This window comes from Loktanella sp. Alg231-35 (assembly GCF_900143545.1).
In the GTDB taxonomy this organism is placed as follows: domain Bacteria; phylum Pseudomonadota; class Alphaproteobacteria; order Rhodobacterales; family Rhodobacteraceae; genus Yoonia.
The window spans coordinates 23,267-39,605 of sequence record NZ_FREV01000009.1 but is presented as its reverse complement, the minus strand read 5'-3'; the positions used below and the strand labels follow the sequence as shown (position 1 = coordinate 39,605).

At 57.7% G+C, this 16,339-nt stretch carries 15 protein-coding genes; 12 read left to right on the top strand and 3 right to left on the bottom strand.

Annotation, left to right across the window (positions count from 1 at the left end; genetic code table 11):
- Positions 1 to 3 precede the first annotated feature (3 nt).
- Genes DHN10_RS18030 through DHN10_RS17995 form a run of 8 tightly spaced genes read left to right on the top strand, consistent with a single transcriptional unit; the run spans position 4 to position 7,041 of the window.
- Positions 4 to 1,332 (top strand): TRAP transporter large permease, encoded by a 1,329-nt coding sequence (locus tag DHN10_RS18030; protein ID WP_108816749.1) that lies wholly within the window; start codon positions 4 to 6, stop codon positions 1,330 to 1,332.
- A 12-nt stretch (positions 1,333 to 1,344) separates the two neighbouring features.
- Complete coding sequence (gene hisD, locus DHN10_RS18025; RefSeq protein WP_108816815.1) at positions 1,345 to 2,652, top strand: histidinol dehydrogenase; 1,308 nt, start codon at positions 1,345 to 1,347, stop codon at positions 2,650 to 2,652.
- A complete protein-coding gene (locus tag DHN10_RS18020) occupies positions 2,645 to 3,406 on the top strand; it encodes an SDR family NAD(P)-dependent oxidoreductase (protein ID WP_108816748.1) in 762 nt (253 codons plus the stop codon). The genes hisD and DHN10_RS18020 overlap by 8 nt, the downstream gene beginning before the upstream one ends.
- Positions 3,403 to 4,383, top strand: a complete 981-nt coding sequence (locus tag DHN10_RS18015; RefSeq protein WP_108816747.1) for an alcohol dehydrogenase catalytic domain-containing protein — start codon at positions 3,403 to 3,405, stop codon at positions 4,381 to 4,383. Before DHN10_RS18020 ends, DHN10_RS18015 begins: the two co-directional genes overlap by 4 nt.
- Positions 4,384 to 4,413: 30 nt before the next feature.
- Positions 4,414 to 4,827 (top strand): universal stress protein, encoded by a 414-nt coding sequence (locus DHN10_RS18010; RefSeq protein ID WP_108816746.1) that lies wholly within the window; start codon positions 4,414 to 4,416, stop codon positions 4,825 to 4,827.
- Between the two features lie 51 nt (positions 4,828 to 4,878).
- On the top strand, positions 4,879 to 5,385 hold the full coding sequence (locus tag DHN10_RS18005) for a sulfopyruvate decarboxylase subunit alpha (RefSeq protein ID WP_108816745.1): 507 nt from the start codon (positions 4,879 to 4,881) through the stop codon (positions 5,383 to 5,385).
- The gene (gene comE / locus DHN10_RS18000; RefSeq protein WP_108816744.1) at positions 5,382 to 5,936 is read left to right on the top strand and encodes a sulfopyruvate decarboxylase subunit beta; all 555 of its coding nucleotides are present in this window, start codon (positions 5,382 to 5,384) and stop codon (positions 5,934 to 5,936) included. Before DHN10_RS18005 ends, comE begins: the two co-directional genes overlap by 4 nt.
- Position 5,937: 1 nt before the next feature.
- Positions 5,938 to 7,041, top strand: coding sequence for an alpha-hydroxy acid oxidase (locus DHN10_RS17995; protein WP_108816743.1), 1,104 nt, complete (start codon positions 5,938 to 5,940; stop codon positions 7,039 to 7,041).
- A 1-nt stretch (position 7,042) separates the two neighbouring features.
- Here DHN10_RS17995 and DHN10_RS17990 read toward each other — a convergent pair whose 3' ends face one another.
- From DHN10_RS17990 to DHN10_RS17980, 3 genes are all read right to left on the bottom strand, one after another.
- Positions 7,043 to 9,016: an ABC transporter permease gene (locus tag DHN10_RS17990; RefSeq protein WP_108816742.1), complete on the bottom strand. Its 1,974-nt coding sequence runs from the start codon at positions 9,014 to 9,016 to the stop codon at positions 7,043 to 7,045.
- A complete protein-coding gene (locus tag DHN10_RS17985) occupies positions 9,013 to 10,035 on the bottom strand; it encodes a quaternary amine ABC transporter ATP-binding protein (RefSeq protein ID WP_108816741.1) in 1,023 nt (340 codons plus the stop codon). Before DHN10_RS17985 ends, DHN10_RS17990 begins: the two co-directional genes overlap by 4 nt.
- Before the next feature lie 75 nt (positions 10,036 to 10,110).
- A complete protein-coding gene (locus DHN10_RS17980; RefSeq protein WP_108816740.1) occupies positions 10,111 to 11,052 on the bottom strand; it encodes an ABC transporter substrate-binding protein in 942 nt (313 codons plus the stop codon).
- A gap of 255 nt (positions 11,053 to 11,307) precedes the next feature.
- Here DHN10_RS17980 and DHN10_RS17975 point away from each other — a divergent pair, with 255 nt between their 5' ends.
- From DHN10_RS17975 to DHN10_RS17960, 4 genes are read left to right on the top strand one after another with little or no spacing between them, the layout of a single operon-like run.
- Positions 11,308 to 12,558, top strand: a complete 1,251-nt coding sequence (locus DHN10_RS17975; RefSeq protein WP_108816739.1) for a sarcosine oxidase subunit beta family protein — start codon at positions 11,308 to 11,310, stop codon at positions 12,556 to 12,558.
- A complete protein-coding gene (locus tag DHN10_RS17970; RefSeq protein WP_108816738.1) occupies positions 12,558 to 12,845 on the top strand; it encodes a sarcosine oxidase subunit delta in 288 nt (95 codons plus the stop codon). Before DHN10_RS17975 ends, DHN10_RS17970 begins: the two co-directional genes overlap by 1 nt.
- Positions 12,842 to 15,778, top strand: a complete 2,937-nt coding sequence (locus DHN10_RS17965) for a sarcosine oxidase subunit alpha family protein (protein ID WP_108816737.1) — start codon at positions 12,842 to 12,844, stop codon at positions 15,776 to 15,778. The genes DHN10_RS17970 and DHN10_RS17965 overlap by 4 nt, the downstream gene beginning before the upstream one ends.
- Positions 15,771 to 16,334: a sarcosine oxidase subunit gamma gene (locus DHN10_RS17960; protein ID WP_108816736.1), complete on the top strand. Its 564-nt coding sequence runs from the start codon at positions 15,771 to 15,773 to the stop codon at positions 16,332 to 16,334. Before DHN10_RS17965 ends, DHN10_RS17960 begins: the two co-directional genes overlap by 8 nt.
- Positions 16,335 to 16,339: the final 5 nt, after the last annotated feature.

Sequence of the window (16,339 nt, the reverse complement as noted above, 5' to 3'; positions counted from 1 at the left end):
TAGATGCTTTTCAATACACTTAATCAAACGGTTGAACTGGGCTGGGATTTCTACCTGCCTGTCATCCTCTTTGTCGTCCTGATTGCCCTGGCCGTGCCCGTTTGGGCGTCCATCGGTGCCGCCGCAATCGTCATGCTGGTGATGTCCGGTGACTTGCCACTAAGTGCTGTGGGCGAAAGCTTGTTTACCGGCATTGATGCCTTTGCGCTGACGGCTGTGCCATTGTTCATTCTGACCGGTGACGTGCTGGTGCGCACCGGGCTCAGTCGTAAGTTCCTTGATGTAGCCGAGGCCTTGACGCAATTCGCCAAAGGCGGGTTCGGCTCTGCCACGGTTCTGGTCTGCGGCATGTTCGCGGCCATCTCAGGCTCTGACGCAGCAGGTGCGGCGGCGGTTGGCCGGATGACAATCGACCGTTTGGTCGAAAGCGGCTACCCACGCCCTTATGCCTGCGCGCTGGTGGCAGCGGGCGCCTGTACCGGTATCCTGATCCCACCATCAATCGCCTACATCATCATCGGTCTGGTGCTGGGCATATCGGCCTCTACCCTGTTCCTCGCGGCCCTGATCCCCGGTCTGGCAATCCTTGCTGCGATCTTGATCACCAACGTCATCGTCAACCGCATCTATGGCTATGAAGGCGGCGGCAATATCTCTGTTGGCGAATACTTCAGCCGTTTGTTCGTGTCGCTGAAATCAGGCTGGTATGCGTTCATCGTACCCGGCATCATCTTTTATGGCATCTTCTCAGGTCGCCTGACCCCAACCGAAGCGGGCGCCACGGCGGTGGTTGTGACCATCGTGATGGGCTTTATCCTTGGCACGCTGCGGCTGGCCGACTTTCCAGCGATGTTCATAAGCTCAGCCAAGGTAAACGGGATCATCCTTCCCATCATCGCCTTTTCTGCGCCGCTGGCCGAGGCTTTGGCCATCATGGGTGTCCCACAAGGGTTTGTGGCCTCAATGACAGCGCTGACGGATGAGCCATGGGTTTTGATCCTTATCATGATCGGCATCCTGATCGCTGCGGGCTGTGTCATGGAGACGACACCGAACATCGTGATCCTTGCACCGATCCTGCTGCCATTGGCCGAAAATATCGGCATGAACGAAATCCAGTTCTGCATCATGATGATTACGGCACTGGGTGTCGGCTTTATTACCCCGCCCTTGGGACTGAACCTCTTTGTGGTGGCCGGGATCACCGGTGAATCCATCCTCAAAATCGCAGCACGGGCCGTTCCGTTCGTGCTTTGCATGCTCGTCGTGGTGCTCATGATTGCCTATATTCCGGCGATTTCGACCACTATGCTTCCTGATATCTACAAATAAGGCTCAATGCGTATGACCCGTGAATACCTCAAAAAAGCAACACTGACCGCACAGTCAGGTGCATCCGATGTGCATGAACTTGTGCAAGGCATCCTCAACGACATCGAAGAAGGCGGCGACGCCAAGGCGATGGAGTATGCCGCCAAGTTCGACAAATACGAAGGCAATGTGATCCTGACAGCCCAAGAGATTGCCGCAGCCGCAGATTTGGTCCCGCAGAAGCTCAAGGAAGACATCCAGTTCGCGCATGACAACGTCAAGCGCTTTGCCGAGGCCCAGAAGGCCACGGTCAGCGATATCGAGTATGAGATTGTTCCCGGCCTCATCGCCGGTCAAAAGGCCATTCCTGTGGATGCAGCAGGATGTTATGTGCCCGGCGGGCGCTACAGCCACATCGCCTCTGCCATCATGACCGTCACAACGGCGAAAGTTGCGGGTTGCAACCATATCTCGGTCGCATCACCGCCACGCCCAGAGGTGGGGGTCGCCCCCGCGATCATCTATGCCGCCCATATCTGCGGTGCTGATACCATCATGGCCATGGGTGGTGTGCAGGGTGTTGCCGCAATGACATTTGGTCTTTTTGGTTTGCCCAAAGCCAATATCCTTGTGGGCCCCGGCAACCAGTTCGTCGCCGAGGCCAAGCGCATCCTCTTTGGTCGCGTTGGGATCGACATGATCGCGGGCCCCACGGACAGCCTTATCCTTGCCGATAATTCTGCGGACCCACATATCGTGGCCACTGATTTGGTCAGCCAGGCCGAGCATGGCTATAACTCGCCCGTTTGGCTGGTCACTGACGACAAGGCTTTGGCAGAGGATGTGATGAACCGCGTCCCCGACTTGATCGAAGACCTGCCCGAAGTGAACCGCGACAATGCCCGCGCGGCGTGGCGCGACTATGCCGAAGTAATCGTATGTGCCAACCGCGAAGATATGGCCGCCTGTTCTGATGAATACGCGCCAGAGCACCTGACCGTGCAGGCCGAAGACCTGCCTTGGTGGAAAGAACGGTTAAGCTGCTATGGCTCGCTGTTCTTGGGCGAAGAAACCACGGTGTCTTACGGTGACAAGGCGTCGGGAACGAACCACGTGCTGCCCACCTCTGGTGCTGCGTCCTACACTGGCGGTCTGTCGGTTCATAAATACATGAAGATCGTGACATGGCAGCAGGCCACCCGTGACGGATCAAAACGTGTCGCGGAAGCAACCGCGCGGATTTCGCGCCTCGAAGGGATGGAAGGGCACGCACGCGCTGCTGATGTTCGGCTTGCCAAATACTTCCCCGGCGAGAATTTCGATCTGACCCCTGATGAGTAATCCCGCCGCCCTTTTCGATCTAACGGGCCGCGTCGCTTGCGTGACCGGGGCCAGCGCTGGTTTAGGCCAGCGTGCGGCAACGGTTTTGGCACGCGCTGGAGCCAAGGTTGTTGGCGTCGCGCGCCGCGCCGATGCGCTGGACGCTTGGGTCAACGATGTTGGTGATGCGGCGGCTGTTGTTGCCGCTGATCTGTCGCAACGCGACCAGATCACGGATATCGCAGGCCAGATCGCGGCACCGTTTGGTGCGCCTGATATCATTGTACATGCCGCGGGTATCAACACCCGCGAAAATGCCGATGACGTCACGGATGCGGGGTGGGACGTCACGATGAACCTCAACCTCGCCGCGCCGTTCTTCCTTAGTCAGGCATTCGCCCCGGCGATGAAGAAACGCGGCTGGGGGCGGATCGTCAATTTCGCATCATTACAGACCACGCGGGCATTTCCGGACGGGATTAGCTATGGTGCGTCCAAGGCTGGCGTCGGCCAACTTACCCGCGCGATGGCCGAGGCCTGGTCCAAGGACGGCATCACCGCCAACGCAATTGGTCCGGGGTTCTTTCCGACAGAACTGACCGGGCCGGTCTTTGCCGATCCTGTACGCGCCGCACGCAATGCGGCGCAAACCTGCGTGGGGCGCAATGGCGCATTGTCCGATCTGGATGGCCCTTTGCTGTTTCTCTGCTCGGATGCATCGGCATATGTCACAGGTCAGGTTCTGATGGTTGATGGGGGGTTCACGGCCAAATGAAAGCACTTGTTTATGACGATGTGGAAACACTTGTTTATCGCTATATGCCTGATCCGGTACCGGGGCTTGGGCAAAGTCTGATCAAGATCGAGGCGTCGGGTATTTGCGGCTCTGATATGCACGCCTATCTGGGTCACGACGAACGCCGCCCTGCCCCGCTCATTCTGGGTCATGAGGCCGCGGGCGTTGTGGTTGGGGGCGACCTTGACCGCAAGCGCGTCACCATCAACCCGCTTGTCAGCTGTGGCATCTGCCGTGCCTGCCTGTCCGGGCGCGATAATCTTTGCCCTGAACGCATGATCATCTCGATGCCGCCGCGCGAAGGCGCTTTTGGCGAAATGGTCGCGATGTCCAACGATAATCTGGTCGAAGTGCCGGCAGATGTGCCATTGGCCAAGGCTGCATTGGCCGAACCGTTGGCCTGCGGTTGGCACGCGGTGCGCCTTGGTGCCGATGCGTTGGATGTGCCTCTTTCTGAGGCGCGCTGCGTTGTTGTTGGCGGCGGCGCAATTGGCGTTGGCGCGGCCTTGTGCCTGCGCGCTTTTGGGGCAAACGACATTCAGGTGATCGAACCCAACGCCGTGCGCCGCGCGACGCTGGATCGCATTGGTGGGTTCACAGCCGTTGAGCCGGGCACCGCAACCGAAGCTGATCTTGTGATCGACGGCGTCGGCTATGCTGCAACTCGCGCCGATGCGACGGCAATCACACGGCCCGGCGGTGTGATCATGCATATCGGCCTGGGCGAAGGCACCGGTGGTCTTGATATCCGCCGCATGACCTTGCAAGAGATCACCTTCATCGGCACCTACACCTATACCGCGCAGGATTTCCGCGATACCGCCGCTGCGATATTCGATGGCAGGCTCGGTGCGCTGGACTGGACCGAAGAACGGCCCCTGTCCGATGGCGCGCAGGCCTTTGCCGATATCCGGGCTGGCGTAGTTGCCGCCCCCAAAATCATTCTGCGCCCCTGAGCGCGAACGGAACCCCCAAGGAGGTTTGCTATGTATAAGAACATCATCGTCCCAATGGCCCTCGACCACGGCATCGCCGACAAAACCATTGAAATTGCGCGCACGCTTCTCTCCGAAGGCGGCCAGATCACAGCGCTGCACGTTTACGAAGCACCGCAAGGATCGGTTGGGGCCTATATCGATGAAGGGGTTGTTCAAAACGCCTTTGATCGCGCCAAAGCCAAGCTGGACGACCGCGTTGCGTCTATGCCAGGTGTCACCGCGGTGATCGTGAAGGGCCACAGTGGCCGCACCATCATCGACACTGCAACCAGCTTGAAGGCAGACTGTATTGTGCTTGGGTCACATAAACCCGGCCTGATCGACTACCTGCTCGGCTCGACCGCTGCCCGCGTTGTGCAACATGCGCCCTGTGCGGTTCACGTGGCCCGTTACCCATCCTAATTCCATTCCAACTCACGCCATTTCTCAGGCGCAATCAGGAGACCTAAGACCTTGGATATCAGCAAGAAGATCGTGGATGACTTTGTCGCCAACGATGTATCCTTCATAACCACTGTGCCGTGTAAGCAGTTGGCGGGTGTGATCGACGAAGTCGAAGCACGCGAAGAAATCTTCCACATCCCATCCAACAAGGAAGACGAGGGCATGGGCCTATGTGCGGGTGCCTTTATGGGCGGCAAACGCCCGGCAATCATCATGCAGAACACAGCCATTGGTGTGACCATCAACACGCTGGCGACGCTGACCCAGTTCTATCGCATGCCATTGCCGATGTTGATCAGCTACCGCGGTGAGTTGCGCGAGCCGGTGGCCTGTCAGGTCGAAATGGCGGTGCACACCAAAGCGCTGTTGAACCAGTTGAACATCCCGACCTATCACTTTCACTGGCAAAAGGATGTCGAAGAATTCGACAACATCCTCAAATACACATTCATGTCCAACAAACCTGTGGCGATCCTGACGGATGCCAACTTCTGGGGAGGCTACGGCGACCAATGATCCGTTCTGAAATCCTGAAAGAAATCGCACCGATCATCCGTGATCACCTTGTCGTCTGCAACATCGGTCTGCCCAGCCAAGAGCTGCATATGATCGATGATCAGCCCACTAATTTTTACATGTTGGGCACAATGGGGCTGTCGTCCTCCATCGGTTTTGGCGTGGCACTGGCGCAAGACAAGCCTGTCATCTCAATTGATGGTGACGGCTCTGTTCTGACCAACCTTGGCACGCTGCCAACCATCGCAAACAATGCGACGGGCAACTACACGCTGCTGATCATCGACAACGGCTCTTATGGCTCTACCGGTGATCAACCAACATATGCAGGTCAGAAAACCAGCCTGACAGATGTGGCGCGCGCCTGTGGGTGCGACAATGTGATAGAAGTGCAGGACAAGGACCTTGGCCCGGTCTTGCAATCCGCCATCGACAGCGATGAAATGACAATCATCGTGTGCAAATGTGACAGCGGCAACATCAAACTGCCGGTGATCACGCTGGACCCCGTCGTGATCCGTCATCGCTTTATGGAAGCGGTCGCAAGCTAAGATGGCACCAAAGATCCACTCCAGCGAAGACGCCCGCCGTCTGGCCCGCAAACGTCTTCCCTGGATGGTCTTTGACTATATTGATGGCGCTGCTGGCGCTGAAACAGGGGCCGCGCGGAACCGTGCGGCCTTTGACAATCTGGAACTGCGCCCACGCATTCTGCGTGATGTGAGTGACCGGTCCCTGTCGGTTCCCCTTTGGGATAAAACCACCAAAGCCCCGTTCGGGATCAGCCCGATGGGCATGTGCAATCTTTCCGGCCCCGGCGCAGATATGATGCTCGCCCGACTGGCCGCGCGCGAAAACGTACCGCTGGGCGTCTCAACGGTGGCTTCGACCGCGATGGAACCGCTGATCGAAGAGGCCGAAGGCAACGCATGGTTCCAGCTTTACTTTAGCGGCGATGGCACAGGCACATTCAAACTGGTCGAACGCGCCAAAGCGGCAGGCTATGACACAATCGTCCTGACCGTCGATGTGGCAGAGGTCGGGCGCAGGCCACGAGAGCTGCGGCATGGCTTCACCATGCCTTTCAAGATTGGCCCCAAACAGTTCATCGACTTCGCCCTGCACCCGCGCTGGTCGCTAACCTCGCTTTTCGCGGGCAAACCGCAGATGGCGAATTTTGACATGGACGGCTATGAATTTGACCGTACCGAAAGCCGCGCGCGGGCGGATTGGGATACGCTCACCCGCCTGCGGGACATGTGGCCGGGCAAACTGGTCGTCAAAGGTGTGCTGGATACGGATGATGCCGTTGCGCTGAAATCAGCCGGGGTTGATGCCATACAGGTTTCAAGCCACGGATCCCGGCAACTTGAAAGCGCACCACCACCGATCATTGAACTGGCCAAGATCAGAGATGCGGTGGGCCCCGACTACCCCCTCTTCTACGATACAGGATTGCGCAGTGGCGAAGACGTCGTGAAGGCCTATGCCCAAGGTGCGAATTTCACATTCTTAGGGCGTGTGCTGCAGTTTGCCATCGCAGCAGGCGGCGAAGAAGGGCTGCAAGAACTTTGGCGCGTCCTGCGCGCAGAGACGAGCATCACTTTGGCGCAGATCGGCAAACGGTCGTTGCTGGATGACGGCGCAGACGGCTAACCTACAAACCCAGCGCGCTTTTTTTGTCCTCGGCCCATTTCATGATCGTCAGATCAAAGGTCAACGCCATCAGTGACACGCAGATGCCCAGCACAAAGTTCTTGCCCAGATCGGTGCCTGCCAATGTGCGCTGCAACTCCTGCCCCAGATCCTGCGTTCCGATGAAGGCCGCAATAATCACCATGAAGAATGCAAACATGATCGCCTGATTGAACCCCACAGCCATTGTTGGCAGCGCCAGCGGCAATTGCACCTTCCACAGCTTTTGCATCCGCGTCGCACCCGACATATCCGCCGCTTCGGTCATTTCGGGTGGTACGGTGCGTAGCCCTTCAATAGTGTACCGCGTCAGCGGCACCATGGCGAAGATCAGGATCGAGAAGATGACCGCAATATCGGTGATCCCAAATAGCATGATCGCAGGGATCAGGTAGACAAAACTGGGGAAGGTCTGGGCGGTATCACAGATCAGCAACACCCGCCCCGCCCATTTTTCCGACCGCGCAGCAATGATACCAATCGGCAGGCCGATGAGTGCGGCAAGTGTCACCGCTGAAATCACCGAGTAAAGCGTGATGACCGCCCGATCCCACCAGCCCGACAGTGCCACCAATGAAAAGAAGATGACGGCATAGGTGGCCTGTTTGCGCCCAGCCAATGCCAACGCAAAGGCCGCGATAAGCAGGATGAACGCAGGTGTCGGGATTGACAGCATGAAATTGCGGAAGGGGATCAGCACCTGCACATTGAGGAAAGCGCGCAGGAACCCTGTCGTTGCCTTGACCCATTCAATGTTCAGGAAAGCCTTGATCAGGTTGTCGAGCTCCTTGCCTTGGCTGAAATCCTGCCCCCGCCCCACTTCGGCAAAGAAGGGCACCACAAGCGAGACCAGCGTGAAGGCCACAAATGCCACCACCGCCAGAAGCAGCATCTGATGGCGTTTCCAGAACGGCGTGCCGCGCTCAAAATGCTCTGGCTGTTTGACCACCCAAGCCTTTGACATGCGGTCCAGCATCACGGCCAGCAACACGATGGTAACGCCGATCTCGAACGAGCGGCCCAGTTTGAAGCTGCCCATCATCGCAAGCAACTTTGCACCCAATCCGGGCATGCCAATGAAAGCCGTCAGAACAACCATGGCCAGACAAAGCATGATCACCTGGTTCACACCAACAAGGATCTCGGTCCGGGCAGAGGGTAAATAGACATGCCGCAGCATCTGGAATTTCGTACAACCTGACATCTGGCCCGCCTCGACAACTTCGGGAGAGACCTTTTTCAACCCCAGCGTCGTCATCAGGATCATCGGGGGAATGGCATAAATGGTTGTGGCGACGGCACCTGCCGTAGGACCAACCTTGAAGAAGATCACGGCGGGCAAAAGATAGGTAAAGAACGGCAGCGTTTGCAGGACTGACAGGATCGGCTTGATCGCATAATCAACCCATGCGTATTTCCACGCGGCAATCCCCAGCGACAGACCGATAACAAAGGCCAGCGGTGCGGCAATCGCCAGCACCGACATGGTTTGCATGGCGATTTCCCATTGCCCGATCAACGCGGTCCAAAGCATCGTGCCACCACCCAGGATGGCAAGACGCCAACCACCCAGATAGTAACCGACAATTGCAGCGACCGCGGCCATCGCTGTCCACGGAATAGGGCCAATGAACGGCCAACGCCGTTTGCCAAAGAAGATATTGCCCGACGCATCCAAAAGCCATTCCAGCCCTTCGGTCAGGGTACGTGTCAGCACCAACAACCCAAGATCATCCTTGACGAAACTAAAGATCGCATCGAGCCATCCTGCGAAATTTGGCACCAGCCTTTCTGGCAAGCGATGCAGCCATTCCGGCAACCCGCCAAGATACTGCACAAGTGTCATGACGACGGCAGCACCGACGAAACACATGGCGATCTGGCTGTTGGACAACGCGGCCCGTTGCGTTGGCAAAGAGGTTGTCTCGACGCTCATGCGTCGGACCCAAGCAGGATATCAAGTGCGGACTGACGCGACAGCGCGCCGGCGCTGCTGCCATCTTTGATGACCGGGATCATCCTGCGTGTGTCATTGACCAGCATGCGCGCCATCGCGTGAACGGTCATGCCAGCGTCAACGGGTTCGCCTTCGCCGGTCGCTGCTGCGTCAGCCAGCACACCGGCATGCACTACGCGGGCCTTGTCGATGTCTTCGGTAAACTTGCGCACATATTCGGTTTGCGGATCCAGTACGATCTGATCGGGGGTGTCGCATTGTTCCACCGCGCCGTCTTTCATAATGGCGATCCGGTCAGCAAGGCGCAGGGCCTCGTCAAAATCATGTGTGATAAAGACGATGGTCTTGTTGAGCATCTGTTGCAGGCGCAGGAATTCATCCTGCATCTCGCGGCGAATAAGCGGGTCCAGCGCGCTGAAGGGTTCGTCAAGGAACCAGATATCCGGTTCAATGGCCAGACTGCGGGCGATGCCGACGCGCTGCTGTTGACCACCCGACAACTCGCGGGGGAAATAGTCTTCGCGGCCCTCAAGCCCCACCAGTTTGACCACTTCTAACGCGCGTTCGCGCCGTGTGTGTTTGTCTTGCCCGCGCATTTCCAGCGGAAAGGCCACGTTTTCCAGAACGGATCGATGCGGCAGCAGGCCAAACGACTGAAACACCATGCCCATCTTGGAGCGACGCAATTCAATCAGGTCTTTTTCGGCCAGTGACATGATGTCCTGCCCTTCAACCTCAATCGTGCCGCCGGTGATGTCATGCAAACGCGAGAAACAACGCACCAATGTCGATTTGCCAGAGCCTGACAGGCCCATGATCACCAGCATCTCGCCCTTATGCACATCAATTGAGACGTCTTTGACGCCGGCGATATAGCCGGCGGCGCGGATGTCATCAAAGCTCATGCCCGGATCCATGTTTTTTAGAAAACCCTTTGGGTCGTTTCCAAATATCTTCCAGGCGTTCTTGCAGGAAATGACGGGCGCTTGCGGTGCCATGGTGATCCTTGTGATAAAAGCCCCCGCCCGGACAGGCCGGACGGGGAATAGATGTAGAATTGTCAAAGGTAGGGTTTAGTTGACCCAGCTTTGCCAAACGTCAGGGTTTGCTTCCAACCATGCCTCGGCAGCTTCTTCTGGCTCCATCTCGTCGATGTCGACAAGTTTGGCCATTTCAGCAATCTGCGGATTGGTAAAGCTGACCTGCTCAAGCACAGCATAGGCACTTGGCCATTTTTCTTCCATGCCTTCCCATGCCGCCTTTTTCAGGTAGCCAGTTGCAGGGTTGCCGCAGTCATACAGCGCGTCAGGGTTTGGACCAACCGCTGGGTCTGTGTCACAGCCGTCTTCCCATGCAGGGAATTCTACAAATTCGCCGGGCCAGACGGCTTCGGCAAAGTTCGGTGTCCAGTTGAAGACCACGATGGGACGCTGATCTGCTTCCGCAGCACCGATTTCAGCCCAAAGCGCTGCAGCAGAACCTGCATTCACAACGACAAAATCCATTCCCAATGCCGCGACACGTTCCTGACCGTGCTTCAGCCAGTCAACCGGACCATCAAGATAGCGGCCCTTTTCACCGGTCTCGGCGGTGGCGAAAAGCTCTGCGCAATCATTCAGTGCTTCCCAATCAGGCAGACCGGGGCAAGCCTCTTTCGTCCACATGGGATACCACCAATCTTCGCGGGTCACGGCGTTGTGGTCGCCAACATCCACGATACCGCCCTTACCGAGCGCTTCGCGGAAGGATGCGCCAAATGCGCCTTCCCAAACTTCCAACTCAAGCGTGACGTCGCCCAAACGGACTGACTCGTAGACGGCCTGACTGTCGGTTGTGACGTATTCAACGGCGTTGCCATTCTCTTCTAGGATCTGGCCAACGACGTTGGACATCACGATCTGGCTTGACCAGTTGTGGATCGGAATGACGATTGGATCATTGCTGTCCTGTGCCAGTGCAAGCACTGGCGTCAGGCACAACACGCCAGCCGTCAGCGCTGTTGTCATCTTTTTCATTTCTATTTCTCCCTATTGTCTTGCGCCCTGTTGGTGGCGCTGGATCGCCTTGCCGGCGATTCTTTTTGCCCCGGCTTGCATTTATCCGTATCCACTCTCGCATTATTTTCCTCTCAATCAAGTTTTTTTCTTATCAGGGGTGAAAGTGTGATCGCTGAAAATCGAGCACTTGTCGCAAATGGTGATGTTCCTGTCCGATCTTCGTTTCCGGTTTGCCTTTCGTTGCAGCACATTGCCCAAGAGAGGATGTCGAGAATGCGCTATTCAGGATTGAAGGTCATTAAAGAGGCTCTGACCGGCCACAAAGAGTGGACGCCCGCATGGCGCGACCCCGAACCGCAATCTGAATACGATGTCATCGTCATCGGTGGTGGCGGGCATGGCCTGGCTACAGCCTATTATCTAGCCAAGGAATACGAGCAAAAACGCATCGCAGTGCTCGAAAAAGGGTGGATCGGGGGCGGCAACGTCGGGCGCAATACCACGATCATCCGGTCCAACTATCTGCTGGATGGGAATGAACCGTTTTACGAATTCTCACTGAAGCTTTGGGAAGGGTTGGAGCAGGACTTCAATTACAACGCAATGGTGTCGCAGCGTGGCATCCTGAACCTGATCCACTCGGATGCGCAGCGGGATGCATTTATCCGGCGCGGCAATGCGATGCTGCTGAACGGTGCCGATGCTGAGATGCTGACGACCGCGCAGATCAAGGCCCGCTATCCGTTCCTGAATACAGAAGACGCCCGGTTCCCCATCAAGGGTGGCTTGGCCCAGCATCGCGGTGGCACGGTGCGTCACGATGCGGTGGCCTGGGGTTATGCGCGGGGTGCTGACAGTCGCGGTGTTGATATCATCCAGAATTGCGAAGTGACGGGTTTCCGCATTGAGAATGGCAAATGTCTGGGCGTCGAAACCTCGCGCGGGTTCATCGGTGCCAAGAAGGTCGGTTGCGCCGTGGCCGGATCATCCAGCCGCCTGATGTCCAAGGCCGAGATGCGCCTGCCGATGGAAAGCCATGTCTTGCAGGCCTTTGTGTCCGAAGGTTTGAAACCTGTCCTCCCCGGCGTTGTCACTTTCGGAGCAGGCCACTTTTACGTCAGCCAGTCCGACAAGGGCGGGTTAGTCTTTGGTGGCGATCTAGATGGCTACAACTCTTATGCCCAGCGCGGCAATCTGCCCACGGTCGAGGACGTCTGTGAAGGTGGCATGGCCATCTTCCCGGCCTTTGGCCGCGCAAGGTTGCTGCGGATGTGGGGTGGAATCATGGATATGTCGATGGATGGCTCGCCCATCATCGACCGCACCCATATCGACGGGCTCTATTTTAACGGAGGTTGGTGTTACGGCGGGTTCAAGGCCACGCCTGCATCGGGCTTTTGCTTTGCGCATCTGCTGGCCAATGACGTGCCGCACCCCACCGCCACTGCCTATCGGTTTGACCGCTTTGAAAAAGGTTTGATGATCGACGAAAAAGGGATGGGCAATCAGCCCAATTTGCACTGATGATTATTGACCACCCGCTGCTGGGCCCCCGCGATGCCTCCGAATTCACCTATATGGGTGACGCAAAGCTGATCGACCGCCCCGATTGGCAGTCGCAGACGGCCGCACAGGAATTCTACGAATACGGCTATCTGCGCGACAACCCCGCCGGTTGGCATGAAGAGCTGTGGTTTCACGAGGCGGGCGACAGGTCTTGGCTGGTTGTGACCCGTAACACGGTCACGCACGACATTTCCAAGGTCGAACTGGCCCGCGATGTGGCCCGTGCAAGGGGGCGGTCCAAATGACCCAAGTGAACCGATTGGCAGGCGGGCAGATCGACCGCACCAAGACCTGCAATTTCACCTTTGATGGGAATCCCTACGCAGGACATTCTGGCGATACGCTCGCCTCGGCTTTGCTGGCCAATGGCGTGCGGCTGATGGGTCGCTCGTTCAAATACCACCGCCCGCGCGGGGTTTTGACGGCAGGATCGGAAGAACCCAACGCGTTGGTCGAATTGCGCGGCGGTGCGCGGCAGGAACCCAACACACGCGCAACAACCATCGAGCTTTATGATGGTTTGCTTGCCAAAAGCCAGAACCATATGGGGTCGTTGCGGTTTGATTTACTGGCGATCAACGACCGCCTTTCAAACTTTCTGACCGCCGGTTTCTACTACAAGACATTCATGTGGCCCGCCGCCTTTTGGGAAAAACTTTATGAGCCGATCATCCGCAAGGCCGCTGGCCTTGGATCGCTATCGTTGAAAGATGACCCGGATGTCTATGACAAGGGGTTTCTGCATTGCGATCTGCTAATCATCGGGGCTGGCCCTGCGGGACTTATGGCGGCGCTGATCGCCGGGCGTGCTGGTGCCGACGTCATCATCGCAGATGAGGATTTCGCACTAGGTGGCCGATTGAACAGCGAAACGCTGAGCATCGCCGATCAGTCCGGTGCCGATTGGGCGGCCGCGACCATCGCCGAGCTTAGCAGCTTGCCCAACGTGCGGATCATGCCCCGCACCACGGTGATTGGCGCGTTTGATCATGGGATTTATGGCGCGGTCGAACGGGTCGGCGACCACTTGCATACGCCCGACGCGAACAAGCCGCGACAGGTGCTTTGGCGGATCTACACACAAAAAACCATTCTGGCAGCCGGTGCGATAGAGCGCCCAATTGCCTTTGAAAACAATGACCGCCCAGGCATCATGTTGGGATCAGCGCTGCGGACCTATGCCAATCGCTTTGCTGTTGCCGCAGACAAACGCGTCGCAATCTTCACCAATAATAACGACGGGCACCGCACCGCCGCTGACCTGCATGCCAAGGGCGTCAAAATCAGCGCTGTCGTCGATGTGCGCCCCGACGCGCCGCGCAGCATGGATTACGAAGTGTTGCAGGGTGAGGTGGTGGACACCAAAGGGCGGCTTGGTCTGACCTTTGCCGAGGTAAAGCTGGCCGATGGCAGCATACGCACGCTGGAGTGCGGGGCGTTGGGCATGTCGGGTGGGTGGAACCCGAATGTGCATATGACATGCCATCAGCGTGGTCGTCCGGTTTGGAATGACGGTATCGCAGCCTTTGTGCCCGGTGCCGATCTGCCTACCGGGATGATTGTGGCCGGTGCGGCCAATGGTGACATGTCCACCGCCGGTGCATTGAAAGGCGGCGCTACTGCGGCCAAACTGGCGTTGGGCCTGAAGGGGCGGTTGCCAAAACTACCCAAGGCCGAGGACGCCCCAATCAACCTCAAACCGTTCTGGTACGTCAAAGGGTGTTCGCGCGCCTGGCTGGATCAGCAAAACGATGTGACCGTCAAAGATGTGAAGCTGAGCCACCAAGAAGGCTTCCGTTCCGTCGAGCACCTCAAGCGCTACACCACACTTGGCATGGCGACCGATCAGGGCAAGACATCGAACATGGGCGGTCTGGCGATTATGGCCGAGCTTGCGGGCAAGGCCATCCCCGAGGTCGGCACGACGATCTTTCGCCCACCTTACACGCCAACGGCCATTGGCGCGCTGGGTGGGCGACATCGTGGGCAGGAATTTCACCCCAAACGCCTGACCCCTTCACACAAATGGGCCGAAGAACACGGCGCTGTCTTTGTAGAGGTTGGCAATTGGCTACGCGCGCAATGGTTCCCCCGTGAGGGTGAGACGACCTGGCGCGAAAGCGTCGACCGCGAGGTTCTGGCAACGCGCAAATCGGTCGGCGTTTGTGATGTGACAACTCTGGGCAAGGTCGATGTGCAGGGTACAGACGCGGCGGATTTCCTGAACAAGATCTACTGCAATGGCTTTGCAAAGCTGGCCGTGGGCAAAACCCGCTATGGTCTGATGCTACGCGAAGACGGCATCGCGATGGACGATGGCACCGCGGCCCGCTTGGCCGAGGATCATTTCGTGGTAACAACAACCACAGCAAACGCCCTGCCCGTCTATCGGCATATGGAATTTGTGCGCCAATGTCTGTTCCCCGACATAGATGTGCAACTGATCTCAACCACCGAAGCATGGGCGCAATATGCTGTTGCGGGGCCAAACAGCCGCAACCTGTTGTCGGCAATTGTCGATCAGGTCATCAGCAACGAAGCATTCCCCTTCATGGCTTGTGCCAACATCACCATCTGCGGCGGGCTGCGTGCGCGGCTGTTTCGTATCTCTTTCAGTGGTGAGCTGGCCTATGAAATCGCGGTACCAACCGAATACGGCGATGCGCTGATGCGCAAGATCATGGAAGTCGGCGCACAATATGATGTGACACCCTATGGCACGGAAGCACTGGGCGTCATGCGTATCGAAAAAGGGCATGCGGCGGGCAATGAACTGAACGGAACCACAACCGCGCTGAACCTTGGGATGGCGCGGATGGTATCCAAGAAGAAGGACAGCATCGGGTCGACGCTCTCGGAGCGTGACGGATTGAACGGCGACGGGCAACTTTCTCAGGTCGGGATCAAACCTGTTGATCCTAATGATCCCGTGCCCGCCGGAGCGCATCTGATGGACGCGGACGGCCCTGTCGATGCGGCACATGATCAGGGGTATGCCACCTCGGCCTGCTATTCGCCCCATCTGGGCCATGCCATTGCGATTGGTTTCCTCAAGAACGGAACGGATCGCATGGGCGAGCGCATGCGCCTTGTCAGCCCGCTGACTGGCGTGGACGTGCAGGTCGAAATCACCAGCGCCCATTTCATTGACCCAGAGGGGGAACGTCTGCGTGCATGATCTTCAGCCAGTGACAGCTTTGGGCGGGGCCGACCCGCACATCGATACATTCGACCATATCACCATCACCGGGAACAACGGTCTGGCGCTGGCCTCAGTTGCCGCGCGAATGGGGCATGAAAAGGCCTGTCATACAGCCCTGAAAAAGCTGTTGGGCACTGTGCCCGCACCCGGCAAAGCCGTGTTGCATGACCCCGAGGCCGGGTTCTGGATGGGGCCGGATCAATGGATGATCGGCGCACCCCGCGAAACGCATGAACTGCTGGCAGATGCATTGAAGAACAAGTTCGGCGATGCAGCCTCTGTCACCGAACAATCTGGTGCATGGGTTTGCTTTGACGTGATCGGCCCCGCGATGCCGGACCTTTGTGAGAGGCTTTGCGCAGTACCCATCAGGCGGATGGTGGCAGGCGACGCCCAGCGCACAATGATCCACCAGTTGGGCTGCTTTGTGATCCGCCGCGACAACCCCGAGCATATCCGCATCCTCGGGCCGCGCGCCTCTGCCGGGTCATTGCATCATGCGTTGATCACGGCGGCACATTCGGTGGGTTAACGTCG